Annotated in this window: 18 protein-coding genes and 1 riboswitch; of the genes, 7 read left to right on the top strand and 11 right to left on the bottom strand. The window is 37.4% G+C overall.

Going from position 1 to position 26,992, the window contains the following annotated elements:
* Window positions 1-34 precede the first annotated feature (34 nt).
* The 4 genes from V6670_RS01000 to V6670_RS00985 all read right to left on the bottom strand — a co-directional run bounded on the left by V6670_RS01000 (window position 35) and on the right by V6670_RS00985 (window position 10,473).
* Window positions 35-1,603, bottom strand: a complete 1,569-nt coding sequence (locus V6670_RS01000) for a helix-turn-helix domain-containing protein (protein WP_338652254.1) — start codon at window positions 1,601-1,603, stop codon at window positions 35-37.
* 348 nt (window positions 1,604-1,951) lie between these two features.
* Complete coding sequence (locus V6670_RS00995) at window positions 1,952-3,892, bottom strand: AraC family transcriptional regulator (protein WP_338652253.1); 1,941 nt, start codon at window positions 3,890-3,892, stop codon at window positions 1,952-1,954.
* A gap of 189 nt (window positions 3,893-4,081) precedes the next feature.
* Window positions 4,082-8,257 carry an S-layer homology domain-containing protein gene (locus V6670_RS00990; protein ID WP_338652252.1) on the bottom strand — a complete coding sequence of 1,392 codons (4,176 nt, stop codon included), beginning with the start codon at window positions 8,255-8,257 and terminating at the stop codon, window positions 4,082-4,084.
* A 656-nt stretch (window positions 8,258-8,913) separates the two neighbouring features.
* On the bottom strand, window positions 8,914-10,473 hold the full coding sequence (locus V6670_RS00985; protein WP_338652251.1) for a sensor domain-containing diguanylate cyclase: 1,560 nt from the start codon (window positions 10,471-10,473) through the stop codon (window positions 8,914-8,916).
* Between the two features lie 482 nt (window positions 10,474-10,955).
* Here V6670_RS00985 and V6670_RS00980 point away from each other — a divergent pair, with 482 nt between their 5' ends.
* The 5 genes from V6670_RS00980 to V6670_RS00960 all read left to right on the top strand — a co-directional run bounded on the left by V6670_RS00980 (window position 10,956) and on the right by V6670_RS00960 (window position 16,416).
* Complete coding sequence (locus V6670_RS00980; protein ID WP_338652250.1) at window positions 10,956-12,140, top strand: CaiB/BaiF CoA-transferase family protein; 1,185 nt, start codon at window positions 10,956-10,958, stop codon at window positions 12,138-12,140.
* 255 nt (window positions 12,141-12,395) lie between these two features.
* A riboswitch (SAM riboswitch) is annotated at window positions 12,396-12,504 on the top strand.
* 108 nt (window positions 12,505-12,612) lie between these two features.
* The gene (locus tag V6670_RS00975; RefSeq protein WP_141905273.1) at window positions 12,613-13,638 is read left to right on the top strand and encodes an ATP-binding cassette domain-containing protein; all 1,026 of its coding nucleotides are present in this window, start codon (window positions 12,613-12,615) and stop codon (window positions 13,636-13,638) included.
* On the top strand, window positions 13,628-14,290 hold the full coding sequence (locus tag V6670_RS00970; RefSeq protein WP_036124987.1) for a methionine ABC transporter permease: 663 nt from the start codon (window positions 13,628-13,630) through the stop codon (window positions 14,288-14,290). Before V6670_RS00975 ends, V6670_RS00970 begins: the two co-directional genes overlap by 11 nt.
* A 47-nt stretch (window positions 14,291-14,337) precedes the next feature.
* Window positions 14,338-15,198, top strand: a complete 861-nt coding sequence (locus V6670_RS00965) for a MetQ/NlpA family ABC transporter substrate-binding protein (protein ID WP_058845259.1) — start codon at window positions 14,338-14,340, stop codon at window positions 15,196-15,198.
* A gap of 12 nt (window positions 15,199-15,210) precedes the next feature.
* Window positions 15,211-16,416 carry a M20 family metallopeptidase gene (locus V6670_RS00960; protein WP_338652249.1) on the top strand — a complete coding sequence of 402 codons (1,206 nt, stop codon included), beginning with the start codon at window positions 15,211-15,213 and terminating at the stop codon, window positions 16,414-16,416.
* An 82-nt stretch (window positions 16,417-16,498) separates the two neighbouring features.
* Here V6670_RS00960 and V6670_RS00955 read toward each other — a convergent pair whose 3' ends face one another.
* From V6670_RS00955 to V6670_RS00940, 4 genes are all read right to left on the bottom strand, one after another.
* On the bottom strand, window positions 16,499-18,025 hold the full coding sequence (locus V6670_RS00955) for a hypothetical protein (protein WP_338652248.1): 1,527 nt from the start codon (window positions 18,023-18,025) through the stop codon (window positions 16,499-16,501).
* A gap of 148 nt (window positions 18,026-18,173) precedes the next feature.
* Window positions 18,174-18,728, bottom strand: coding sequence for an HPP family protein (locus V6670_RS00950; protein WP_141905271.1), 555 nt, complete (start codon window positions 18,726-18,728; stop codon window positions 18,174-18,176).
* Between the two features lie 195 nt (window positions 18,729-18,923).
* On the bottom strand, window positions 18,924-20,282 hold the full coding sequence (locus V6670_RS00945; RefSeq protein WP_141905270.1) for an acetamidase/formamidase family protein: 1,359 nt from the start codon (window positions 20,280-20,282) through the stop codon (window positions 18,924-18,926).
* 83 nt (window positions 20,283-20,365) lie between these two features.
* Window positions 20,366-20,980 (bottom strand): PH domain-containing protein, encoded by a 615-nt coding sequence (locus V6670_RS00940; protein WP_141905269.1) that lies wholly within the window; start codon window positions 20,978-20,980, stop codon window positions 20,366-20,368.
* 181 nt (window positions 20,981-21,161) lie between these two features.
* Here V6670_RS00940 and V6670_RS00935 point away from each other — a divergent pair, with 181 nt between their 5' ends.
* Window positions 21,162-21,884 carry a response regulator transcription factor gene (locus V6670_RS00935; RefSeq protein ID WP_141905268.1) on the top strand — a complete coding sequence of 241 codons (723 nt, stop codon included), beginning with the start codon at window positions 21,162-21,164 and terminating at the stop codon, window positions 21,882-21,884.
* Window positions 21,881-23,266: a HAMP domain-containing sensor histidine kinase gene (locus V6670_RS00930; RefSeq protein ID WP_141905267.1), complete on the top strand. Its 1,386-nt coding sequence runs from the start codon at window positions 21,881-21,883 to the stop codon at window positions 23,264-23,266. The genes V6670_RS00935 and V6670_RS00930 overlap by 4 nt, the downstream gene beginning before the upstream one ends.
* A gap of 671 nt (window positions 23,267-23,937) precedes the next feature.
* Here the strand turns inward: V6670_RS00930 and V6670_RS00925 are convergent.
* Genes V6670_RS00925 through V6670_RS00915 form a run of 3 tightly spaced genes read right to left on the bottom strand, consistent with a single transcriptional unit; the run spans window position 23,938 to window position 26,921 of the window.
* Entirely contained in the window at window positions 23,938-24,297 is a 360-nt protein-coding gene (locus V6670_RS00925) for a YxeA family protein (protein ID WP_141905265.1), read from the bottom strand.
* Between the two features lies 1 nt (window position 24,298).
* On the bottom strand, window positions 24,299-26,167 hold the full coding sequence (locus tag V6670_RS00920; protein WP_338652247.1) for an ABC transporter permease: 1,869 nt from the start codon (window positions 26,165-26,167) through the stop codon (window positions 24,299-24,301).
* Complete coding sequence (locus V6670_RS00915; RefSeq protein WP_249646093.1) at window positions 26,154-26,921, bottom strand: ABC transporter ATP-binding protein; 768 nt, start codon at window positions 26,919-26,921, stop codon at window positions 26,154-26,156. The genes V6670_RS00920 and V6670_RS00915 overlap by 14 nt, the downstream gene beginning before the upstream one ends.
* Window positions 26,922-26,992: the final 71 nt, after the last annotated feature.

Genomic DNA, 26,992 nt, shown 5'->3' with positions numbered 1-26,992 from the left:
TTGCATATGGACAAAAGTGACATAGGCTTCATAATTAATGATTATATAGCTTTTCTAGCATAATACTAAGTTGTTTTTCTAGCGTTAATCCATCATTGCACCAAAAATCATTAAGCTTAATCGGATAAATACTCCTTGTTGGATCTTCAAATAGCTGCTTCCAAGCTTTATGCTTTAATAGCTTATTTGGAAAATCTTGATAGTAATCTTCTGTGAGGACAACAAACATATGGTTAGCAGCGTAGTCAGATAATATATTTCCCTCTATAAAAAGATGACTGTTTACTTCTAGCACCTCTTGCTGAATACGTGGAGGAGGAGTTAACTTTAAGCCATTATATAAATTATAGGTAGCTCTTGCAGTGGTATTCCAAATACATATTGTATGATCCTCCCATACCTCATATAAACCTACTGTTTCATGAGGTTGTATAATGAATTCGAGCTTAGCAGCTGCTGTATGTGTAATGGATTGATAATGCTCAACCCACATCTTTGCCTCTTGCTCACATCCAAGAATTTTTCCTATAAGCTTAACTTCTTCAAGTCGATCTAATTGATTCCATGGCAAAACCAAAATGGGTGCAAGTTGCTCCAATTTTTCTAACTTGCCTGGGCAATAATATAAATATTCAGGCACAATGATTAGGTCGATGTCCATTTTCTCCAGTTGATGAGTTCTATCTTGCTCCAAATCAATCGTACCACTAAGCTCACGATGTATAAGCGGTGATACTTCCCATGGTGTAAAAGGAGCAGCAATTGGCTGTATGCCTAAAGCAAGTAAATCACCACTATATTGGAATGCTACAATACGTCTCGGCTTCGGTCTATACCGATACTCACTTGGCGATACACCAACAATTTGTTTAAACTTTCGGCTTAAATAGAGTCCATCTGTATAGCCAACTTTTCTCGCAATCTCGTTCAATGTGGCATTCGTTGAAAGAAGATACATTTTGGCTTTGTCTATTCTCACTCTCATCAAATGGTTCGAGAAACTACGCCCTATTTGTTGTTGAAACAATCTTGAAAAATAACTTGGGTTAAAACCCATAAGCTCTGCTAATTGTGAACGATTTAGATTTTGATCATAATGGCGATTGATATATGCTAGAGCTTCTCGCATAATCAAATCTACTTTCTCTTTATACGGCTTTAAAGCTTGGATAAATAAATGTAATATTTCCTCCAACAAAAAATTTTGTCTACTATGAAAATGCTGTTCACCTACGTCTAACTCACCTACAAGCTCTTGAAGGAGAGTAACAGCACGATACGATAATGTTTCTACACTAGCAATTGAGCCATGAGCAGGCAATTGTTTATGATCGACACGATAAAGCAATAAATCAGCATTTTCTTCAGTAAGACTGTACATTTGAAAAGATACAATATATAAATGAACAACTTGGTGATTTGCTTTTTCTAGCCTTACGATTTCCCCTGCACTAAGATATATCATTTCATTTTTATCTAGACGTAACCATTCTCCATCTAAAGAAATTTTGATAGAAACATCACAAGCTAGTAATGTTGGAAATTTTGTATGAAGTGTATATGTATTAACCTTTTCCTGCCATTCGATTATTGCTGTGTCCATTAATCTGTACATTTTACATCCACCTCAATATAATTGAAACATTCATCATAGAAATCATTATAATTGATAAACATTCTCATTAAAAGACAAGTAAGTATAGTAATAGTTAATGGTACCTAATTCTTATTTTAGTTCTTCAAAAAAGCCTGCTATTTCTCTAACAGCTTTGAAAATCTAAGAAGTTTTTCTAATGAAAGCTTATAACAGTCCTCTTTACTATTGATTGCTCACTGTAGAATAATTCCAGGCGACTTGTAAGTTAAGTTACTTATTGATATAGCAGTTGCATTCACTGATGATGATTAAATAAAAAAAGGCTAAGGTTTTCCCCTAGCCCTTCCTATCTACTTATTTTGTTAGCATATTTGGAAATTCCTCTAGTAGCATATTACTCGTTGTCATATCATCATAATTCCATTTATCTTCAATGAAATGTACTTTATTGTTTTTTACGGCTGGTAAGGAGCTCCACAGCGGCTCTTGCTTCAGTTCCTCAAAAGCTTGTTGCGCCTTTTTATCCGCAGAAAGGACAACAAATAAGTGATCACCAATAAGTGTTTCATGCAGCACTTCTGGAGTGATTTCAATATACGGGCCACTATTTGGTTGCAGTGCTTGTACCTTTTCGTCCATAGCAAATCCTTTTGGTTGATACAGTAAATCTGCTACCCCACCTGTTTTCATCACATACATAGCCTTGTTCCAATAAAATTGGAATACTACTGCCGTTTCACCCTCAGCTACCTTACCATCTGCACGAAGCTGCTCCCACATTGCATCGACATCTTCATTATATTTATTCAGTAGCTGCTCTCCCTCTTCCTTTTTACCAACAATATCAGCAACGACTGGTAATCGATCCTTTAATGGCAGCATACCATCGAAAACAACGGTTGGTGCAATTTTAGAAGCTTCTTCGACCTCATTATCCATAATATATGACAGCATAATCAAATCTGGCTTTAATGTCAAAACCTTCTCTAAGTTGGTTGGAAAGCCGATATCTGTTGAACTAATTTTCCTATTATTTTCTAAAACACCGCTCTCGATAAAACGACGATCTACCCCAACAGGCTCTATACCTAATGCAATTAAATCACCGATTGCATTGCCTTGAAGCACAATTCGTTCTGGATTTGTAGGAATTTCTACTTCTGTCCCTTGAAGGTCTTTATAAACCCTTGTCTCAGACGAGTTAGCTGACTGATTTTCTACTACAGTCTGATTTTGCCCAGTAGTTTCATTGTTCAGATTAGCAGTACCTCCCGTACATGCTGATAATAATAACGTAATACAGAGTAGTGCCATTGCCGTGAATGGAGCTCTTGAACCTCTATGCATATGTATAACTTCCTCTCGCTTATATTGATAATGATTATCACTATCAATATATCGCCATATTGGTCGCCAAACAATGGACGATTCAATGCTATTTTGAGGACAATGTATAGCATTTTTTCTTTCTTGTTTTCTAAAGCGTAATGGCGTAACACCCTTATGCTTTTTAAAAAGACGGCTCACATAATAAGGGTCCTTATAGCCCACATTTTCGGCAATTTCCTTCAATGTGGCATCCGTTTCTACTAATAAATTTGCCGCTATATCAAGGCGAGTCTGAATCAAATAGTCAATTACACTATAACCTGTTTTCTTTTTAAAAATGGACGATAAATAAGGAACGCTATAATTCAAATTGGCTGCAATAGATTCTAGTGTCAAAGCCTGTGCATAATGCTCTTGTAAATACTTCATTACCTGTCCTACAAGGTCTGGCTTAATCATATCTATACCTTGGCTATGCAGTTGCTGTAGCAGATTATGAACAAACTGATAGAATAATGATTTGACATGAAAGCGATCTATCCCACCAGACTTCCTCCACTCCTGCTCCATCAATTTAACTTTGTGAAAAATAAAAATGGGGTAACTGGGTATATAGCTATATTGCAGTTGAAATGGATTACTTTTATCCATCAGGCGTAATACTTCTTGGCGCATAGGAATAGGCATGGTCGCTTTATAAAAAATCAAATAATACTCCAACTCATCCTCCGTTAGAAAAATATCTAAAAAAGTTCCTTTGCTACCATGTATGACTTGAAACTGCTGAATAATATACTCAATTTGATTGAGCTGGACTTGCGCTCTTCCTCGAGAAACAAAAATAAAGCCATTAGCTGGCATTTTATAAGACTGTAATGTTTCTCCCATTCTCATAATCTGATGCCGAACGTCCAGCACTTTGATAGCAGCATGATCCCACAGGTATATATGGTCATCAACATTCATAATGCACATAATTCCTCCTATCTATCTTCTTTACTACTACCATTATAATTGAAAATGATTCTCAAATAAAAGCCAAACTACATTGATGGTAGTTTGGACTTTCATTGATGGTAGTTTGGACTTTCATTGATTATTTAAAAGAAGAAACTCTTCAACTAAATGTAAAGAGTTTCTTCCTTAAAATTAAGCTTATTTTGTTATTTTATCTCGAACTTTAAACATATTTCCGTATTTGTCTACAATGACAATTACAATATAATCTCCTTCAATGAAAGAAACAGTTGGATGGGTAATAGGTTGTTCAGTTCGTCCTTTTGAAAGCTCTGTTTGACCATTGCCACTACTTAAACTAATTAGTGCTCCTGGAGCATCAGGTTGAATAACTTCTACAGGCGTAACGTTTTCAATCTGTGTATCAGAATAAGTTTTACTATATGCTTTATAGTAGAATTTAGCCTTTTCCCCTGGTTGAACAGAAGGATCTGAGAATGTAAAGTCAAATGTAGCTAAAATATTTCTACTTCTATCTGTAGTAATTGGTGGCTGTAATTTAGCACTTTCAATATTTGTTGTTAAGGTTCTATAAATGAATGAAGCTGTTGGCTTACTAAATTCCCACTCACCTTTATCCTTAACAGTAGCATTTAGTGTAATATCAAAGCTCTGTGTTACTTCGTTAGCAAATTTGATAATCAGCTTTCGAGGTTCCCATTCTTTAGCTGTTGTATTCTCCCACTCCCATGATGCGTAAGTAGGAGAAATAGCTGTTGTTGTTCCTGGTTTAACTAAAGTAAAATCTCCATTTTTTAAATCGATGGCCTCTGAGAAAGTGACCTCAAATGTTTTACCATCTAGTTGTTTAAAGATCGGATCCTCTACCTTTGGTGGTGTACCATCTGAGAAGAATTTATATGCCATTACACCTTTGTCAGTTTCGCCTGGTGTCAAAGTAATTGTTTTATTTTGCTGTTCATCAAAAGTATATACTTTTGACTCTGTACCTACTTGAAGCATTGTTGCATTTTTATATCTATCTTTTACCGCAACATAAAGCTCATAATTCTGATGGGGTTCTAAAGTGGCAAAATTAATTTCATTAGTACCCTTTCTCATATTGCTAGCTCTTCCTCTTTCAATAACCTCCTCAGCACTTGAAGGTACTGGAACTGTTGTATCGCCAGCTTTTCTAAGAATATAGTGATACGTACCATCTTCATCTGACATAAATTTGAAGGTAGCATTCTTATCTCCTTGAGCTATCTTTATCGATGTATTTTCAATTTTCGGTGGTGTTTGGTCATCGATTACATGTCTAGTCTCAATATCTGAAACATTTCCTGAACGATCGCGCAATACCATATAGATAGAGTAGCTCTTAAACGGATTTAAATTTGCTGTTGGTAATGGAATTACTACCTTTTGTTTTCCTAGTTGAGCTGGTTTATTACCTCCGCTCCCCACAATATCGATTTCTTCTGTTCCAACCTTAAATTTTGTTTCATTTAATTGGACAGCTTCAATTAAACGTAAGCGGTCATCACGTGTAAGAGTTATATCTGACTCCATAATTAGATAATGATACGTTCCTGCTTTTGAAGCATTAAACTCAAGAAGTGTTTGGTCCTTTGTATTATTAATTACTGGTTCTCCTATAATTGTGAGGACTGGTAATTCTATATCGTTATGAATGTATTCGGCTGTGTTTCGCGGAACAGTATTATTTGGAATGTTATTGATATTTTCAAATTCGATATCAGCCAAATCTTTAACTTTCGGTGATATTGTAACAACTAGATTATCCCCGTTTACAAAGCCTGTTAATGATGGAATGGTGAAAATTAATCTTTTCTGAGCTTTATTATAGACAACCTTTGTAGGATGTATCGGTTGCTGTGCTCCTTGATTGACTATCCCTGTACCTGAAAGATCATAGTTCTCTATTTTTTCAGCAGAAATGGGATCTAAATCCTCACTCACGGTTAGATAAAATTCATTTTTAATCTCATCTAGTAATACTAGTTGTCCGCCAACAACATATGGTGGAATATTATCAAGCTCACCAGTTTTAAACTCTTTTACCGCCTCTTTAGGTATTGGATCTACCGAGAAGTTGCCTGAATCATCCTTCATGACAACATAAAGCTGATATTCGGTTTCAGCATCTAATTCTGTTAAAATTCCTGTTATTCCAAGTTCACCAGCTTTTGCCTTCCCTTTACCTGTTGGGTTTGCGACGATATCTGCCGTCGTCGGGTCAGCTGCTGTTGTTTTCTTACGTACATAATAGTAATAATCTCCAGGCTCACTTGCTGCAAACTTGAATTCAGCACGTGTTCCTCCATGTAAAGGCGTAACTTGTAGAGATTTAACTACTGGTGGAGTTGCATCTTTCATTTGGAATGCTTGAGAGACAATATCAGATGCATTTTTCGAGCCGTCTACAACCATGATGTAGATGACATATTCTTTTTTCTCACCTAGATTTGAAACTTTTATTGAGTTTGTACCTTTGATTGCCGCACTACTTCCGTATGCAACGTTTTCAATTGAAAGATGGTTTACCATTTCACGTTTATTAGGTGCCTCTGCTCCCTTTTCACGCACAATATAGTAGTACGTACCTACCTCATCAGATGTGAAATCTGCTTGAATCTCACTGCCATTGAGCACTTTGACATTTGTAATACTTACAATAGGCTTTGTTTTATCATCTGGATTCTGATTCTCGTTTTCGTCTTTATCGATTGGTTTGCCATCTGGATCTGTGATATTTCCGATATTGTCTTTATCATCTAGGAAATCATCAAAGATATTATTTGGAGATTCATCTTTAGGTAAAATGACTTTGTCGATATACGTATAGTCCCCAATGTCAACCTTGCCGTATGAATTATCAACATATAGAGTACCGATACGGCCATCTATATACAGCTCTAAATCTGTATAACTGTTGTAGTTTATCCAATCAATATTGCCATCTCCATAGATCGTTAACTTTGTTTCGGTATCCAGATTTAATGTTCCAATATAGCCTTGAATTTCAAATTCGCGAACACTTCCGATGATGTCTACACGTGGTAGTTTCATATTGGATTCGATTTTTGTCCCTGTTTGTGATACTACTAGTCTCGAAACAGTGCTGTTATAAAATTCAAGATGCTTTTCAACATTTTTCATTTCTTGTTTTTCTTTTGACCAGTTGACAAATGGCTTATCTTTATCAGGATTTTGGTTCGTCCAATTTTGAAGATCGTTTGTTGAATTGTTATTAGATGAACCATCGCCTTTAGTATTATCTGGATTCGACCAGTTGATAAAAGAAATATTATTGCTCGCCACACGCCCAATGGATAATGGTTGATTGTTAGTAGCACCTAAATGCAATGGTGGTCGAACTGTTTCATTGACAAACATAGTACCTGTCATCTTAAGATTCGAAAATTCAATATAGTTGCCATTAACTACAATGGTTGCACCTAATGAACCATAATCACCATCAAAATCAAGGAAGCTTGAGCTTGTTCCACTTGCATTTAATGTTAGTTTAGAGATGGATCGAACCTTCTTACCAGAAAGATCACCCTCAATATAAGCACCCTTTAAGACAGGTGCATTATCGTCATTAAAAATATGTGAAAGGCTTTCTGGAACTGCATAGGCTTCACCATTTATATAAACGGCATCATCATCTACATCTATAATTTTGAAAGATGTTTCATTGTTCTTTTTCTCTTGTGAACGAACCACAAAAGAAGCAAATTGTCCGCGATTTACAGCATCAAACGGAGAGAATGTCACAGGTGTTGTGCCTTCAGTAATATTTAAATCGATTAGTGTTTGAATATAGATAGCATTGCTTGATTGGCTATCTACATCTTTAAAAATATTGTTGTAACTAGGAGATACCTCCAAATGGAATGCTAATACTAATATTTTTGCTAATTCGCCACGAGTCATCACTTCGTTTGGCATAAATGTGCCATTAGAATACCCAGACATAATGCCTGCGTTTTGCAATGCTGCGACAAATTTATAAAATTCGCTACCCTTCGGTACATCTTTATAATAAGGATTTTGGACATTTCTCGTATCCAATTTTAATGCCGTTGCAATCATTTTTGCTGCTTGTCCACGTGTTACATTGACATCCGGATGGAAGGTTTTATCGGCAAACCCGTTAATCACACCCTGAGAATATAATTTTAATATATCGTTATAATGAACTGAGTATTGGTCGATGTCTGTAAAGGGAGAAGTAGCCGCTGCCGCTTTTTGTGGTGGAGGTACTACAACGGCAATCCCACTTGTAGCAAATACTGTTGCTATCAAGGCTTTATTTACTTTTTGGATTTTAGATTTATCCATCCCACTCTTCCTTTCACTTATGTATTTTGATACGTACAAATATCATTTCCTCATACTCTTTATATCGGCTTGTAGCTAACGAACCTTCATAGATAAATCTAAATTAGTCAGGTAAATTTCTTGATTAATCAAATGACCTTTCTCTTTCTGAAATGGTGATTAATTTTTCAGTTTGCTAACTGAGTGATTCGCAATTTTTACTCACCTTTCTATTTCTTTTGGAATGATAGCCCTTCTTAATGAGTATCTTTTCCCACTTTTAGAACGGGCTCTCCACTTTGATGAGCTCTTCCATGTGATATCACCACTTCTCTCCTCTTCAAACAATTGTGGCCACGTTTGACCTTCACTAATAACAAAATAAATTCCCTTCATCCACACAACAAAAAAGCCAAGGAGCATCGGTGCTCGCTTGGCTTTTCACGATATATAGGCATACATCTAGTCGTCCTTGGGGTGTCATAAGGGAAAGGGGGATAACCTTACGTCTTGTCAAGTCGATCAAGAGATGTGACCCGAGTTACATATCATTTGAACATGGTTTAGGAAGTCATATGGCGGATGACTTACAAGTAGCTTGCCCAAATGATGTTTGCATTAATCAATTACCCCAAAATTCAAAATTGTAAGCACCTTTGTTTCATTTTTTACTGCATCTATATTTCCGCAACCTTTACTTGATTGCGCCCCTCTTGTTTCGCAAGGTATAGTGCATCGTCAGCTGCTTTAATTAGTTCCTCTGTTGAATCTGCCATTGCTGGATAGACAGCTATTCCTGCAGATAATGTTATCGGTCTGCCACATGGACTTTCTGTTGTTGCCAAAATTTCTCGTAGTTGTTCAGCCACTTGTGCTGCCTCTTCTACTGCCGTATTTGGTAGCAGTATGACAAATTCCTCGCCACCATATCGACAGCATACATCTCCTTCACGAGCCACAGCTTCCATATGACTGGCTAAAAATTGCAAAACTTTATCTCCTACTGCATGACCATATGTGTCATTCACACTTTTAAAGTGATCTAAATCTAGTAAAATAATTGCATGTGGTACATTGTTCGTTAACCATTCGGCAAGCATCGAATCCATTGTACGTCGATTCGTAACCCCCGTCAGTGGATCAACAGTAGATTGATCCTTGAAAAACGAGACCTGTCCATGCAAAAATGATAAACTCCGAACCAAGGCATTCTTCAAAGAATAAGCTTCAAAGTACCATCCACTTACAGATTTTAAACCTTCTACATTTTTCTTATCTAAACTTTCCTCCGTTAAATTTGCTAGTTGTTGCAAAGGGTTGGCAATGCGTGCTGCCGCCCAAAGTACAATGATAATAGATAGAATCATAAGGGGTACAGATTTAATAATGACTTCCTGTACACGATCAAAGGAAGGGGCTAGTGCTACGTCTAAAGGTTTCTGAGCGACAACGCCCCATCCTGTTGATGGGACTGTACTATAGCCAGCAAGCATTTTCACTCTTTCTGTGTTCTCAACAAGTTGAGCACCACTCTTTCCTGATATCACCGATTGAACGACTTTATTTTTCGTTACCACATCATTAATCCGACTTGGGTCTTGATGATAGATAACACGCCCATCTGAATCAACTACATATACGTAAGAGCCGTCCTTACTATAATGCTCTCCCAATAAAGTTTTAAAGGCATTTGTTTCCTTTAAATAAATAGTCCCTGCTATCATTCCTAAATACTCATTGGAGTCGGAAAAAATAGGATGAGAAATAAAAATGATGAGACGTCCTGTCATCGCCTCATATGGTTTAGAGATAAGTGGTGTCCTTTTGGATAACGCCTCTTTAGCACCAATTGATGTTAAAATTTCTCCCTTTATTTCAATAGATGGTGGAGAGACGGATAAAACCAATCCTTCTGCATTTGTTATTACTACAGAATTAAACATTTGATTTTGCAATCTCAAACGCTCCGTTTCCTGATTCAATGCTTGCGCATCATCCATCTTTGCTTGTATTTGAGTTGCGCTATAACCTAATATTTGGAAAGATTCATGTAGATAAGAATCAGCAGTAGATGCCAATTTTTGAGCATAAACCCTATTCGTTTCTAGTGTATTTTCCTTTATCGAGTCAATATTCATTCTGTATCCGCCCCAAACACTACCAAGGCTTGTGAAAAAGAATGCTGCCATCGCAACTCCCATAATTAAATGCTTTAGTTTTAATTGATGTGATTTCATTTCTTCTCTCCTATTTACGTTAATTTTATATGTATTTTTTGAGAGATACTCTATTAATAAATGAGGTAATAGTATCATTTCCGAATTGCGTAAGAAGAATCCAATACACCACTAGGATTGTATCAATAAAAAGGGTTGTATCATATAGCTAGCTAGTAAACAAAATTCTACACTTTATTTTCTTAGATTAAATATTCTAACAGCTGACAACTATTGTCTGAAATTTGATAAAAAATCTAAATTCTAAATTTTTTTACTTTTATTGTTATTCTGACATATAAAAGTTGGAATGTTTATCTTATAATGAAAAATAGCATAGGCAAGTTAAGGTTTATTCTGTTATAATACTCTTTAAAATAAAATAAACTGTATTAATACAGAATCGAACGTTACGCTTTTCACAAAATGGGGATTATGAGAAAAGCGCTACGCTTCCATCGATGGGATGGTCGTGTAGCCTACACAAAAAGGGGTTGGAAGATTTGGGCATTTTACAGGGGTTAAAAATTCTCGATTTTTCTGCATTACTACCAGGGCCAATGGCGACAATGATTTTTGCTGATTTAGGAGCAGATGTCATCCATGTTGAATCTTCAAAGCGCGTTGATATAACACGAATTATGCCTCCCTATGATGAAGATCATGAGGCTTACATTCATCAACATTTAAATCGATCTAAAAAATCAATTACATTAAATCTTAAATCACCAGAGGCTATAGACATTGTAAAATCACTGGTGCAAGAGTATGACGTTATTATCGAAGGTTTTCGGCCTGGTGTCATGCAACGCCTTGGCATCGGCTATGAAGCTCTAAAGGAAATAAATCCAAAGGTTATCTATTGTGCGATTACTGGTTACGGACAAACTGGACCTTATAGCAATCGACCTGGACACGATAATAACTATTTATCTTTAGCAGGCTTACTCGATTATTCACGCCATAAGGATAAAAAGCCTGTATCCATGGGGGTTCAACTAGCTGATATAGCTGGAGGGACAATGCATGCAGCAATTGGGGTACTGGCTGCTGCCCTCCATCGTGAAAAAACAGGCGAAGGACAATTCATAGATATTAGTATGACAGATGCTGTCTTTTCGCTGAATACTATGTATGGTGCTGCGTTTATTGGGGGTGGTCGTGTACCACAGCCAGAGCAAGAAATTTTAAATGGAGGCAGTTACTATGATTTTTACAAAACAAAAGATGGACGCTTCTTCTCTGTCGGTAGTTTAGAACCTCAATTTCGTAAACTGCTCTGTGAAGCACTCGACATTCCTGAGTTGATTGATAATACCTTTAATGATTCTTACTATACGCAAATACGCTTTAAAGAGGCTGTTCATGATGCCTTTCTATCAAAGACATATGAGGAATGGCTTGAGGTATTTAACGAGGATTTTGAAGGTTGTGTAGAGCCTGTACTCACTTTTCCAGAAGCATGTGAGCATCCACAGCTGAAGGCTCGCGGCATGATTGTCGATATTCCAAAAAGCGATGGCACCATGCAACAGCAAATTGCTTCTGCCTTTAAATTTGATGGCACTGAGCCTGAGTACAAGTATGTCGGTGCCAAGCTTGGAGAGCATAATGAGGAAGTATTGACTGCACTTGGCTATAGTGATGAACAAATTGCTAGTTTACGGGAAAAGGGCGTTTTAGAATAACGGAAAGGTTCAATTTGGAAGTAGGCAATTTTCAAATTGAACCTTTTTTATGGCTGCCTGCTCATTGACATCCTCAGTAACATAAGCATAAATTATTTCACTAGAAAAAACGTGGCTACCAATGTACCCCTGCTGTTATTACAGTAAATGAATTTATTTTTCTAATAAAACTTTTTAAAAGAAATGTTGACATATAATTCATCAAGCATTATAGTATTGTTTAAATCTTAACAGACAATTAAATACGATAATTTCTTCTTATCCAGAGAGACTGAGGGACAGGCCCAATGAAGTCTCGGCAGCGGGTTATTAACATAATACCGTGCCAATTCCTGCAAATGTACTTACATTTGAAAGATGAGAAGGAAGTAGTTTCTTCAATAGTGAGGACCTTCCTTTTTTTCTTAATCGATAAGAACAAAAGGAAGGTCCTTTTTGTTCTTTATATTTAAATAGGGAGTTGAGCAAGTAAATGATTGAATTTCAAAATGTAGCGAAAACCTTTAAATTTGGTGATCGTGAAGTGAATGCAGTGAAAGATGTATCTCTTTCAATTCAGCAGGGAGAGATTTTTGGAATTATTGGATTTAGTGGTGCAGGAAAGAGCACATTATTGCGGCTTGTGAATCTATTAGAGAGTCCAACCCATGGCGCTGTTCAAGTACAAGGTGTTGATATTAATTCGCTCACACCAAAAGAGGTAAGAAAGCTGAGAAGAAGAATCGGCATGATTTTTCAAAATTTCAACTTATTTTCCTCAAGAACGGTAGCTGGAAATGTAGCCTATCCACTTAAGCTGGCGGGCGTGCCTAAAAAAGAAATTAATGAAAGAGTTGCAGAACTTCTTAGCTTTGTTGGTCTTACAGAAAAAGCGAACGATTACCCTGAGCAATTATCTGGAGGCCAAAAACAGCGGGTTGGAATTGCGAGGGCGCTTGCTACCTCCCCTGATATATTAATTTGTGATGAAGCAACGTCAGCGCTCGACCCGGATACAACTGGGGAAATTCTTCGCCTTCTCAAAAAAGTAAACAAGGATTTAGGAATCACTATTTTGCTAATCACACATGAGATGAATGTCATCCAACAAATATGTGACAGAGTAGCAGTCATGGAAAATGGAGCAGTAATTGAATCTAATTCAGTTTTTGATATTTTTACAAATCCACAGCATTTAACAACTCAACGGTTTATTCAATCGGTTCAGCAAGATCGACCATCTGCATCTCTATTAGAGGAATGGAGAAAAAAAGGCGGCAAAAATTTATACCGTGTTATTTTTAAAGGTGATATTGCTAGCGATCCTATCCTTTCTCGCGTAACAAGAAAATTTGACGTGGATGTTAATATCGTCTATGGCTCTGTCCGAGAAATTCAAGAGAAGTTCTATGGGAACTTGCTCGTCTCATTTGAGGGCCGTAGCGATAAAATACCTAGTGTTCTTACTGAATTACAAGATATTGTAACTGTTGAGGAGGTAAAATTCAATGAAGGTTGATTGGACGACTTTTTGGCCCCGTATTTTTGAATCTACGGGTGAAACGATTTTAATGGTTATTATAACCCTTATCTTTGGTTCTATTCTCGGTATAACAATAGGTTTACTACTATATGTGACACGAAAAGGAAATATTTTAGAGAACAAATTCGTGTTCCAATTGTTAAATTTTTTAATTAATATTATTCGCCCAGTTCCATTTATTATTTTTCTAGTGGCCATTAGCCCATTAACAAGAATGGTTGTTGGAACAACGATTGGTACGTGGGCAGCGATCTTTCCGATGACGATTGCCTCATCATTTGGTATTGCGAGAGTAGTAGAGAATAACTTAGTTAGCATAGACCCAGGGGTAATTGAAGCCGCAAAGGCAATGGGAGCAAGTCCTCTACAAATTATTTTTACTGTATTAATTCCAGAGGCACTTGGACCGTTAATTTTAGGCTTAACGTTTGTGACAGTCGGTTTAATAGATTTCTCTGCAATGGCTGGTACAGTTGGCGGAGGCGGTTTAGGTCATATTGCAATGACATATGGTTATCAACGCTTTGATGGAAGTGTCATGCTTGTGACCGTTATTATTCTTATTATTCTTGTACAAATTGCGCAGTGGATTGGGAATAAGCTATCAAGAAAAATTATGCGACGGTAAGAAGGACATTTTTCATTTGAATAAAACAACGAAAGAGGAGATCAATAATGAAAAAGTGGTTTAGTATTTTATTAGTTTTAACAGCCGTATTAGCATTGGCTGCCTGTGGGTCTGATTCAGCTACAGATAATGCTAAAAAAGAAGAAAAAGTAAAGATTGGTGTAACTGGAACAGATGGTGAAGTATGGCCGATTTTAAAAGAGAAAGCTAAAAAGGAAGGGATTGAAATTGAGCTTGTTGAGTTCTCTGACTATACATTGCCGAATCAGGCATTAGCAAATAAAGAAATTGATATTAATTCCTTTCAGCATATCGCATTTCTAACACAATTTACTAAAGAAAATAATGTCGATTTAGTTCCAATTGGTGCTACTGTTATTGCTCCAATGGGAATATATTCAGAAAAAGTGAAGGATGTTAACGAAATTAAAAAAGGTGACAAAATTGCCATCCCTGATGACCCTTCCAACCAAGCTCGTGCATTAAGATTATTAGAATCAGCTGGCTTAATTAAATTGGCAGATGATTTTGGTCTCTTCGGTGACCCAAGTAAAATCGTCGACAACCCGAAAGATTTAGACATTTTACCGATTGTAGCTCAACAAACACCACGTGTATTACCAGATGTAGTTGCATCCGTTATTAATAATGGAGTTGCTGGACAAGCTGGGTTTGATCCCGTAAAGGACCCCATTTATCTTGAAGATGCCAACGATCCAAACGCCTTACCTTATGTGAACATTTTTGCTGCACGAGCAGATGATCAAGATAATAAAACATATCAGAGAATTGTCGAGCTGTATCATGAGGAAGACGTAATGAAGGCAGTCGAGGCAGAAACAAATGGAGGATCTATTGTTGTTGATTTATCAAAAGATGAGTTAATAAAACAAAGCAAAGGACTATAGGGGGAGATAAATATGAGCAAAACTTTATCGGGAATTGAACTAATCCAGGAATCCATTGAAACAAATCAAGCATTGTATATTGAAACTAGCCAGGCAATCCATGCCAATCCAGAGATAGGGAATCAGGAGTTTTTCGCAAGTCAAAAGCATGTAGAAATCTTGACGAATGCAGGATTTAAAGTAGACACAGCCGTTGCTGGACATGAAACCTCCTTTTATGCAGTGAAAGACAGTGGAAAACCTGGTTCAACAATTGCCTTTCTTGCTGAATATGACGCTCTTCCAGGTTTAGGGCATGCCTGTGGTCATAATATTATCGGAACAACGAGTGTAGCAGCCGGAATTGCTCTTTCTAAAACATTAGATGAAACCGGTGGAAGTGTCGTCGTCTTAGGAACACCTGCTGAAGAAGGTGGTCCAAACGGCAGTGCAAAGGGAAGCTTTGTAGCACATGGCTATTTAAAGGAAGTAGATGTCGCTTTAATGATTCATCCAGCAGGAAAAACATCTCTAACAAGCGAAACACTTGCCGTTGATCCACTTGATTTTCATTTTTACGGGAAAGCCGCACATGCATCAGGAGCTCCTGAGGAAGGAATTAATGCATTAGATGCAGTGATCCAGCTTTTTGTTGGGATTAATGCTTTACGCCAGCAGCTTCCTACAGATGTTCGAATTCATGGAATTATTACACATGGTGGGGATGCACCAAACATTATTCCTGAATATGCAGCAGCAAGATTCTTCATTCGTGCGGAATCATGGAAAAAAACTGAGGAGGTATCAGTAAAGGTACGTGCAATTGCTGAAGGTGCTGCACTAGCAACCGGGGCAACGGTAAAAATTGAACGATTCCAAAATGAAGTAAAGGATTTTGTGCTAAATCCTTTACTAGATAATATTTTACAAGAGGAGTTAGAGGCTTTAGGAGAAAAGGTTTGGACAATTCGAGGACAAGGCAAAGGTTCAACAGATGCTGGGAATATTAGCTACGAGGTTCCAACAGCACATCCATATATAAAAATTGGCCCAGACGATCTAATTGGGCATACAAATGAATTTAAAGAAGCTGCTAAATCCCCTGAAGGTGATGCAGCTTTGATAAAAGGAGCAAAAGCACTTGCTTCAGCTGGCTATCGCTTATTAAAAGATAGTGATCTTTTAAGTGAAATAAAAGCTTCTTTTGAGACAGCGAAGGCACAGAAAGAAAACTTCTAAAACTCATTCTAGAATTATTTGCATATGGAACAGGGCTGTACCAGAAAGTTGCCGAAGATCAACTTTTTGGACAGCCCTACTTTTATACATATGCACTTATAAATACTCGTAGCTTTTCAAAATGATCGTCAATCAATAAATACTTTTTGTAGATTTCCATTAATTTCTCAAAAAGCTCATAGTGCTCTGTTACAAATAAAATCTTTAAAATATTTAATAGATGGAGAGAGGCACTTTGAGCTACAAAATAATAAGGAGCCTCTGAATGGCGATAATGTTGACGCCATTCTTCCACAGATAACCCAATATGCTGTAATGAATTATTAACGTGTAATGCAATATCCTGCTGAACATATGCCTCAATTGCAATCAATTGTTCATTGCTACAACTCCCCTCCACCAATGCTGCATGTATTTTTTTATTGGATGCTAGTACATGCTCTTTTAAAAGGACTAACCCCTCTTGATAACGTCCCATTCTTACGTAATGATCCAGCAATATAGCATACAAATTCTCTAAAAAATTTAGTTCATAGTTTTTAATAATTGCAGGAGGAGTCGGCTTACGATTTGGTAGTAACTCTTTATATTCAAGCATTATCTCGATTGCATAATTATTAAGTCGCTCATCCTCTAATAAATATTCCCCATATTGAATAACTAATTCATTATCCTTCTCCTGATGTGCTATATGAAATAGTAGATAGGCTATTAACACTTTTTCCTTCTCCGTTAATGCATACATTGAATAACGCCAATCCGCCTCAAAGGACGTAATAAGTGCCTTCACACAGTTATTATCTCCCTCAGCCAATCGGTAGTGTACAACAATTTGGTAAAGACGTAACTGTTTTTTTGCCAAACAGCTAGCATTGTGCTTATCCACATGAGTTATACACTTATCCAGTATCGTTTTATAGTTATTCACAAAGTTATCCACATGTTCACAATTTTCTTTCATAGATTGCTCAAAATGTCCCATTATTTCATAAAGAAATGTGAATTGCTCTAAGGATCTGTGGATAAGCAGTGAATAAACCTTTTTTGTAAAAAGCCAATGCCAAAAAGATGCATGCTCTTTATACATCATATGCACTAAATATTCATCTTGAAATTTATATAAAATAATTGTTTGTAGTTCATTAACTGGCATTGCTATTTGCATTCGTTTCCCAAAAACTAGCCAAATTAGTCGTTCTAAGTCTATTGTGTGTTGTGCAAAGAGTTGCTCAAAAAAAGTTTCTTTTCCTTTTTGTGTATAAAAAAAAGCATTGAGCCGTTCATTCACAAATTTTGCATCTAAGCCATATTTGTCAAAATACATTTGCATTTCTGTTGATACACGACCCCAATATTTACGAGCTGTGGAAAAGGCAATATTCTTAGCCGTTTCTTCATTTACTAAAAATAGCTTTGGTGAAAGCGAAGTACCAAGTATTTTTGGATCTTCCTGCAGATTTGACTCTGCCTCCAGCCATGTTGCTAGTAAATTTTCAGCACCCTTTTCACTTTTTTGTTTATAAGCCATGAATAATTGCTCATCACAGTCCAACAGCATAAAATTGGAGCCTCCCATCAAATTCGACCAACAAAGATCTTCCCCTATCATTCAAATACATGTTTTTAACACTCTTTCTTCAATATAACAAATCTTAAGTAAAATATGCTAAAAAATTAGTGATATGCCTAGCTAAAATGTTCTCAAACAAAAAAGAACCACCTATCAAGTGAATACACTTCATAGATGGAAATCTCCATCACCAAAATAGTGGATATTTTCTTTTTTCACGTAAATTATTTATCAACAAGCCGAAAAATACAATAATGATAGCGCCAATTAACACAGGTGTTACTAAATAACTCCAACCATAGCCTCCTAAAATAATAATTATAGGATTGGCACCTGCCGGCGGATGGATAATGCCCAGGAAGGCCATAAAAAATATTGTTAGCCCTACGCCTAAACTAATAGACAGCATACTCGAGCCCAATAGTGCATACATAGCCAAACCAATAAAGGCGGAAATGAAATGGCCACCAATAATATTTCGAGGCTGAGATAACGGTGCATTCCAGACGACAAATACAAGTACACAGCTACCACCAAGTGAAGCCATTAGCCAAGGTGCCTCTGTAAAATTTGTTAGCCATAGCAAAACAAAAATACATATTAAGCCGCCTATTGCCCCCGTGATGGCATCAGCAAAATTTGTTCGAGAGGGAGCATGTCCCCCTCCTCTCATTTTTAATATAAAAGGTTTTATACTATTCTTTTTCTCTATTTTATTTTCCACACCAAAAAACTCTGTCATTCGACACCAACTTTTCTATGCTACGTTCTATTTAAATTCGGTTAGGCTAATCATTTTTAAACTTTACCTATTATATCAACACAACATTAGAATTCAATCTAAACTTCATATTTCAGACAAATTCTTACTTTGCCACCCCATAACCCATACAAAAAAGCAAACCTTTAACAGTTTGCTTTAGAATGAATTCATCTATTAATCATATTGCTTTTTCACTGTCTTATAAATTCGTACCTTTTTCAATATCGTTTTAGGTACTTGGAAGGTTGCTGTGACAACTCCTGGATGACGTCCAATTTCAATGGAACCTGTTATCGTCGCTCTATTTAACACTTCTGGCTCGCTCATCTCAAATAACTTTGCGGCTCTCTGGACTGCATTATCCGTAGCCTCATTTAGCGTTTTTCCAGAACCAATCATAGATACAGGGAATGCCTCCTCCACCTGTTTCACACCGAATTCCTCTGCTAGCTCTCGTGCACGGCGCTTTTCTTCCTTCGTAAAGGGCTTAGCTGTATAAGGTAAATCTTCTTCGTTTGGTAATAACACTGGGCCTTCCAATGCTACTTTTTTCAAGACACTAACTTGTAGCTGTACAATACCAGCTACATCTGTTGTATGCCCCGCAATCTCCCCATCTCCCTGCATAGCATGCATATCCCCAATATAGACACCGCCACCTGGAACCTTTACAGGACAAATAATCGTTGCCCCTTCGCGTACTCTACTTATATCCATATGACCATCGGTACGATGTAAATCCAATTCATCTTGTGTAAAGGCATATTCATGCGGTGCTCCAATTAAGAACGAACCAAAATCACCAGCATTATGAGAATCCGGCATTGCTTTTGAAGGGGTTGTACCAAGCTGTCCTAAAAAAGGTCGCATTCTCGCCATTACACCTACTAGGTCGCTTGGTGCTAATGCAACAACTGGATTTTGTACAGAATTTTCAGGTGTTCTCATGTAATTTTTAGCATCAAGGGCGATACGGCGAGCACCCTCTCTTCCAACAGTGACACCCATTTGGCCTTTTTGATCAAGGGCCATTGTATAGCCGTTTATCATTTTAAATGGTGCCGTTTCTGTATCACAGGTTGAACAGCGAATCGCTTGTGGACCTATCCCTTTGACAATTGTGCTTGGATGTAGCTTGCCACAACCTGGGCATTTGACAGAAACGAACGGATCGCCAATGAAACGATCTATAATCGCCTCATCGTAACCTGACGAGGTTGCCAGAGATGTGACCTGAATAGATTTAATTTTAATGGCGATGGCGTCGCCCACCTCAGCGCCTTCTACAAAAACAGGCTTCGTTACTTCGTGTCCTCCACGAATAATAGGTGTAAGCATTGGTCCCCAGCATCCAGGTGCTGTATTCGCAATGATCGTTCCACCGTCTTTAACTGGCCCTAACATCTTCTTTGAGGGATCTAAAATACCATCAATGAACTCATTTACGAACAATGTCTCAGCGGCTTGCGGTTGCTGTATAAAGTCATCATTTTCTAAGCCTTCCTTTTCAAGCACATGCAATTCGTTTGTCATTTTTTGTCACGCTCCTGGTTCTGATTTTTATGTAAGTGTTATATGTTAAAAACGCTCTCCACATTTGCAGAGAGCTATTTTTATCAATTGTTCATGTATAAATCAAAAATATGTGAGAAGTCTTCTTTTTTGTACTTTTCTTTATGGTCGATCATCCAAGTACTCGCAAAGCGTGTGATTTCCTCGAAAGACGTAGATGGAGAGATGTTATCATTGCCCATCCGTCCAAGTGATGAAGAAGCAATGTTTAAGCTTTTTTCTGCTACCTCTAGCTTATAGACATTGTGTTTTTGCTCATAGCTAATAGCATGTAGTGCTTTATAGAGGTCTTTAATGTCATCAATAAAGCGTTTATGGATGTCGATGGATAGTGGAGAATTGCCAATTGTAAACTTAATTTCGACATCAAGGTCAATTGTTCCTGCTGTTTCTAGAAAAACATCTGTAATGGCATACATAGAATAGTCATAGCGTCGCAATAATCTTTTTTTACTCATGGCACTCTCGCCATCTACATGAATAATGGCACGATTCGTAAAGCAATACTCATCTGCCTTCGTTTTAATTAAAAAATATATTTTTTCGTCAATTTCATGTAGGATAAAATCATCTGCATCTGTTTTATCATAATCCACTTGTGGCACAACTACTCCAATATCTGAAAGTCCAAGTGCATCTGCTGCTATTTTTTTGAACACCGTCATTCCTCCTAAATCGTCATACTCCTTTTACGCTTTAGAAACTGTAAAAGTTTCATAACATTCCCCTACTGTATACAAATTTTCATATAATTAATACTTCATTTCCTCTTTCATGTATATTTCATTTATAATGATTGTCAGAAAAGGATTCTTCCAAATCGAAAGGTCGTGTGAACAAGTGCAAGAACCAACTATATTAGTAGTGGATGATGAGGCTGATTTAGCTAACCTGCTAAAAGTAAGCTTACAAAAAGAGGGCTACAAGCAAATTTATACAGCTGGCTCCATTCATGATGCTTGGACAAGCTTTCAACTAACAAAACCAGATATTGTACTGCTAGATGTCATGCTTCCAGATGGTGAGGGCTACGATTTATGTAGACGTATCCGTGAAGTCTCACATGTGCCTGTACTTTTCATGTCTGCTAAAAACGAGGAAATTGATAAAATTTTAGGGCTAGCCATTGGTGGAGACGATTACATTACAAAGCCTTTTAGCCCTAAAGAAGTTGCCTATCGTGTAAAGGCCCAATTACGAAGAGCTGGCTACCAAATTCAAGATACTGCTCCGAGCCTTACCAAGAAAGCACTACAGCTTGGACCATTCCAGCTGAATACCGATGAAACTGAAGTTCATAAAGATGGCGTTTTATTGGAGTTAACGGCAAAGGAAATTGGTTTAATGGCGTGCTTTATGCACAATCCTAATCGAATTTTAAGTAAAGAAACGCTGTTTGAACGTGTCTGGGGAGAGGATTTTTTCGGTTCAGATAATACAGTCATGGTGCATATCCGCCGTTTGCGTGAAAAAATCGAGCAGGATGCCTCAAAACCTCTGTATATCACCACTGTTAAAGGCCTTGGTTATAAATTCGTCGTACCAAAAGAGGCACAAGAATGAAGTGGAGATTAACAGCGCGTTTCCTCCTTTCTGTACTTTCTATTGTCATCATCGTTATTTTTGTCAATACTGCCATTCTAGTAGGTCTGCTCACTTATCGGTTAGCTACTGATTCTGATGGTGCTTCTGCAACTAAAGAAGAAAACTTTGTACGCGAATTCCAAAAATATATCGAAATTAAAAATGGGGTACCCTCAATAAGTGCAGATGGGCTTGAACATTTGCATCTGCGAAATGCTTGGATTCAATTACTTGATGTAAATGGTCAAGTTATTGACGCCCATTTTGTACCAGAAAAAGCACTCTCGCACTATACACCCATCGACTTAATTCAGGTATATAAATATAAAGAATTTGATTCTAATACTACGGTTTATATTGGCAATAAGGATGATTTTAGTTATTTAATTGGCATTCAAGGTAGTGGTGTTACAAGATATATTATGCATTTTTCTGGCACATCAATCTTACAGTTTATCGGGAAATTCGGCTTGTTCATCGTTATTGCGGACTTGTTAGTAGCAACATTGGTAGGCTGGTTTTTTGGGCGCACATTAACGAAGCCTCTTTATGCGATGATAGAACGAATTCACCATTTAAAGAATCATGAGCATTCATCCGCTAAAGCTCCTGGTGGGGTTTATAAGCCTGTTTTTGAAAATTTAAATGAAGTTTCGCGGGAATTAGCAGCCCATGAACAGGAGAGAAAGAGACTAGAAGTAATGCGTGAGGAATGGATTAGTAATGTCTCCCACGATATGAAAACACCTCTTGCCTCTATTCGTGGCTACGCAGAGCTATTGAATGATGAAAAAATACCACTTAGTGAGCAAACTGAGTATGCAAAAATTATAGAAAAACAATCATTGCATATGCAAGATCTATTAGATGATTTAAATTTAACGATGCGTTTAAGACATCAACGGCTCCCTCTCACATTAAAAAAAGTGAATATGGTGCCATTTATTCGTGAAATTGTAATCGATACATTGAACACACCACAATATGAGCTGGCTAATCTTGAGTTTGAGACAGCCACCGAAAACAGTCCGCATCAAATTGACGAGCACTTTATGCGCAGAGCCATTATGAACTTTTTACACAATGCCATCCTTCATAATGCTCCTGATGTTTCCGTCCTTGTGTCAGTTGATGAAGATTCTATTACGATTTCCGATAATGGTAGAGGGATCGCAGCAGAGGATCTAGAACATATTTTTGAACGCTATTACCGAGGTACAAATACGGAAAAAACAACTGGCACTGGCTTAGGTACAGCTATTGCTAGAGATATTATCGAGGCCCATGGTGGAACCGTAAGTATCAACTCTGAAGAAGGGAAAGGTACAAGCGTTAACATTCATTTAAAAAGGAATACCTAATAAATGAGAACCCAAAATTTAACTAGTAGCATTCTTTGAAAAACAATAAATTTCAAACATACTTTTGACACTGACGCTTCGTTACACGTCGCTTTCGTGCAGAAAAGGGGTGTCTCAAATAACTTTTGAGACACCCCTCAGAGTGTTGAAAAACAAAACTATCCATAGCATTTTTGTGAAAGGTGAAAATGGATTTCCGCTGCAGGCTACTTGCTTTCCTGTGGGCGAGCGCCGAGTCGCTTCCTCCGCTACCGCTCCGTGCAGGAGATCGCCAGTCTCGCTCTCCCTCGGGAGTCAAGTAGCCCTCCACTCCAATCCATAAAAATGTTTCTTTTTAGCAAAGATCTTCAAATAAAGTGAAGGTATTCACTACTCTTTATGGAGGGTGTTGTCACTCATCACTTCTCCACATTGAAAATAAGAGGCTATCCTTTCTCTAATCATACAAATACGGCTCGTATGAAAGATAAGGAAAAGACGTTTTGCAGAATGGTTGATTGGAGTGGAGCCAGCGTCACTCCTAGGGGATTAGCGTCATAGCTGAGTCCCTGGAGCGAACGCAGTGAGTGAAGCGGCTCATCGGACGCCCCCTGGAAAGGACACTGGTGGAACGGAAATCAACCTCTCGTCTTGCTAAAGGTTCGTTTTCTGCTATTGACATCACCTTTTTGCTATTTCATTTGATCTTGCACCTTTGCAGGTAATTCGTGGAATTTTACTTCATCAAATGAAGAGACTTCCGTTTCCTTTTTCACGTAAAGCTTTAAATAAGCATCCTGGCGTAAATTTTTGTGAGCTGAAAACTTTAATGTTTTTTCTTCGCCATTTTTATTGTAAGAAGGTAGTTCATACCAGTACATTTTAAAGATTTCACCGCTATCTATCTTATACTCCTCTACTTTTCCCTCAGCTGTAATATGGACATAGTATGTGTCTTTATTTAACCGATTAAAGTCTACAGTCATCAATACAACCAATCCTGCCACGAATAAGATGAACAATGCACCTATTCCGAAAAATACTTTTTTCATATTAATTCCCCTGTCTCACTATTTTATAGAACGAACGCACGGTAAAGATATAATAAATAAAGTAAATAGCTGAATATGCAACAATCCACAAGACGACTGGTTTTGTAATATTCATACCAAATAGCTGTGAAAATGCTAGTAACGCAAAAGCACTATGCACAATGCCAACGATAAGTGGAGCACTAAAGATCACAGCCACCTGTCCTGCAACTGTCTTTAAGATTTGCTTACTATTCACACCAATTTTATTTAATATAGCGTATTTCGCCTGATCTTCCTCAGCTTCCGTTAAAATTTTGAAATAGATAATACTACCTGTTGCCGCTAGGAAAACAAGACCTAAGAAGCTTCCCACAAACAATAGTGCGCCAACTGTTGCTAAACCATCCTCATAGCTTTGTGGAACACTAGAGAAGGTTTCTTGTTGTTCAGTAGGCAATTGTTTATAAATATCTTGTGAAACGTCCTGTTGTTTCAAATCATTGTCCAATCCAACAACCTGCATGATGATCTCTTCGGCATTTGTAGCCGTAAACTCCTGATCATTCACAACGAGTACTGTTCCCGCTGCTATAAAGTTTAGCACGCTTTCCGTGTACATTTTCTCTACATGGAAGGAATCTCCGTTTTGTAGCTTAAAGTCCTTACCCGTAAAATCCTGTGAAAATCGTTCATCATAGGCTGCATCAAGTAAAACTGTAGAGCCATCTGCAATGTGCAGTTCTTCATCCTTACCTTGTAATTTCGCTAAACGATTATAATCAGATTCCTTCAGTAATGTATATTCAAAAAACGAGAATTCATTATCAACACGTAAATTTTTCACAGCCACTGCTTCATTATATAAGACATCTTTTTGAGAAAATTCTACGGTCTCGCCTTTCCACATAAATGTATTTGGCAGCATCTGACGCACACTTGCTTCTGCATTGTAATACATGCCGAACACACCGCCACCTGCTGTAATCGTTGTTGCACTTAAAATTGCAATGATCGACAGCGATTTAGCATTAGCTCGAATACGATATAATAACTGAGAAACACCGATTAAATTTAAGCCTTTCCATGACCATGAAGTGGCTTTTTTTAATGCTGTTAACACAAAGACACTCACACTATGGAATAAAAGATATGTTCCTACAATCGTTACACCTATGACCATTAATGGCGTACCTAATATAGTGAAGAATTCCCATATTTCACTCGTAAACATATCAGAGGCAGCTGTATAATATCCAAATGCAATTAGCGCAGTGCCGAGTAAAGCAGCTACTAAAGAGACACGTGGAATTTGCTCACCCTGTTTGTCAGCGTGAAATAAATCAATTAGCTTAAATTGATAAATAACACGATAGCCTTGCAATGATGTGAATAAAAACAGTAGTGTAAATATGCCAGTCGTATTAATTAATGCCTCCATCGAAAATGTCAGACTACCAACCACTTCATAACCCATTAAGCGTACTAAGATCATTAACAGCCCTTGTGACATAAAGAACCCTAGAATGATACCAAGTATTAAAGAAACAAGCCCTATAACTAAATTCTCAAAAAAGAGCATTAAGCCAATTTTTTGCTTACGCACACCTAGCAATGAATAGAGGGCTACTTCCTTTTTCCGCTTCTTCATAAAAAATGAATTGGAATAGGCCATAAAGATGACAATAAAGAATAATAGCACTACTGACGATGCACTCATCAATCCTTTTATTTGTTGTGATGATTGTTTTAAGGCCGAAAGATCATCATTATATTTGAGCGTCACAAATGTAAAGTAAATAACGATACTAAATACCATTGAGGCAATATATAAAAAGTAATTCGACAAATTGCGTTGAATATTTTTGCGCGCTAAACTAAATAACGTCATTTACTCCACCCCCGATGCTAGACAGCACCTGCAAGATCTCTTGGAAAAATTGTTTCCTTGTTAGAGTCCCACGTTGAATTTCCTTAGAAAGCTGTCCATCTTGAATAAATAGTATGCGCTGGCAGAAGCTAGCTGCAAAAGCATCATGGGTAACCATCATAATCGTTGCGGCTTGAGATTGATTTAAATCGCTTAAGCTTTCTAGTAAATCTGTTGCAGATTTTGAATCAAGTGCACCTGTAGGCTCATCGGCAAAGATTAGCTTTGGCTCTGTCACTAATGCTCGTGACGACGCAGTACGCTGCTTTTGTCCCCCTGAAATTTGATAAGGATATTTATCAAGCAAGTCACTTATACCAAATAATGCAGCAATCCGATCAACCCTTGCGTTGATAGCCTTTGTTGGCATCTTCGCAATAGCTAGTGGTAAAACAATATTTTCTCGCACTGTCAAAGAATCGAGTAAATTATAATCTTGGAAAATAAATCCTAAATTATCGCGACGAAAATCCGCTAATTCGGCATCCTTCATACGTGCTAAATTAGTATTCCCAATAATTATTTCACCAGTCGTTGGCGTATCAATCGTTGCTAATACATTTAAAAGGGTAGATTTCCCGGCCCCAGAAGGACCCATTACACCAACAAACTCTCCTTTTTCTACTTCAAATGATATATTCGATAGCGCTGTAAAAGTATTTGCGCCTTTGCCGTAAGTTTTTCCAACGTTTTGTACCTTTAATAATGGCGTCATATACGCTCACCTCTTCTTTCTGACTTTAGTATACGACCTCAAACTTACAACAAATTTGTCGCAAGCTTACA

The organism is Lysinibacillus sp. Y5S-8 (assembly GCF_036894365.1).
Lineage (GTDB): Bacteria > Bacillota > Bacilli > Bacillales_A > Planococcaceae > Lysinibacillus > Lysinibacillus fusiformis_D.
This window is presented reverse-complemented; position numbering and strand designations above follow the sequence as displayed.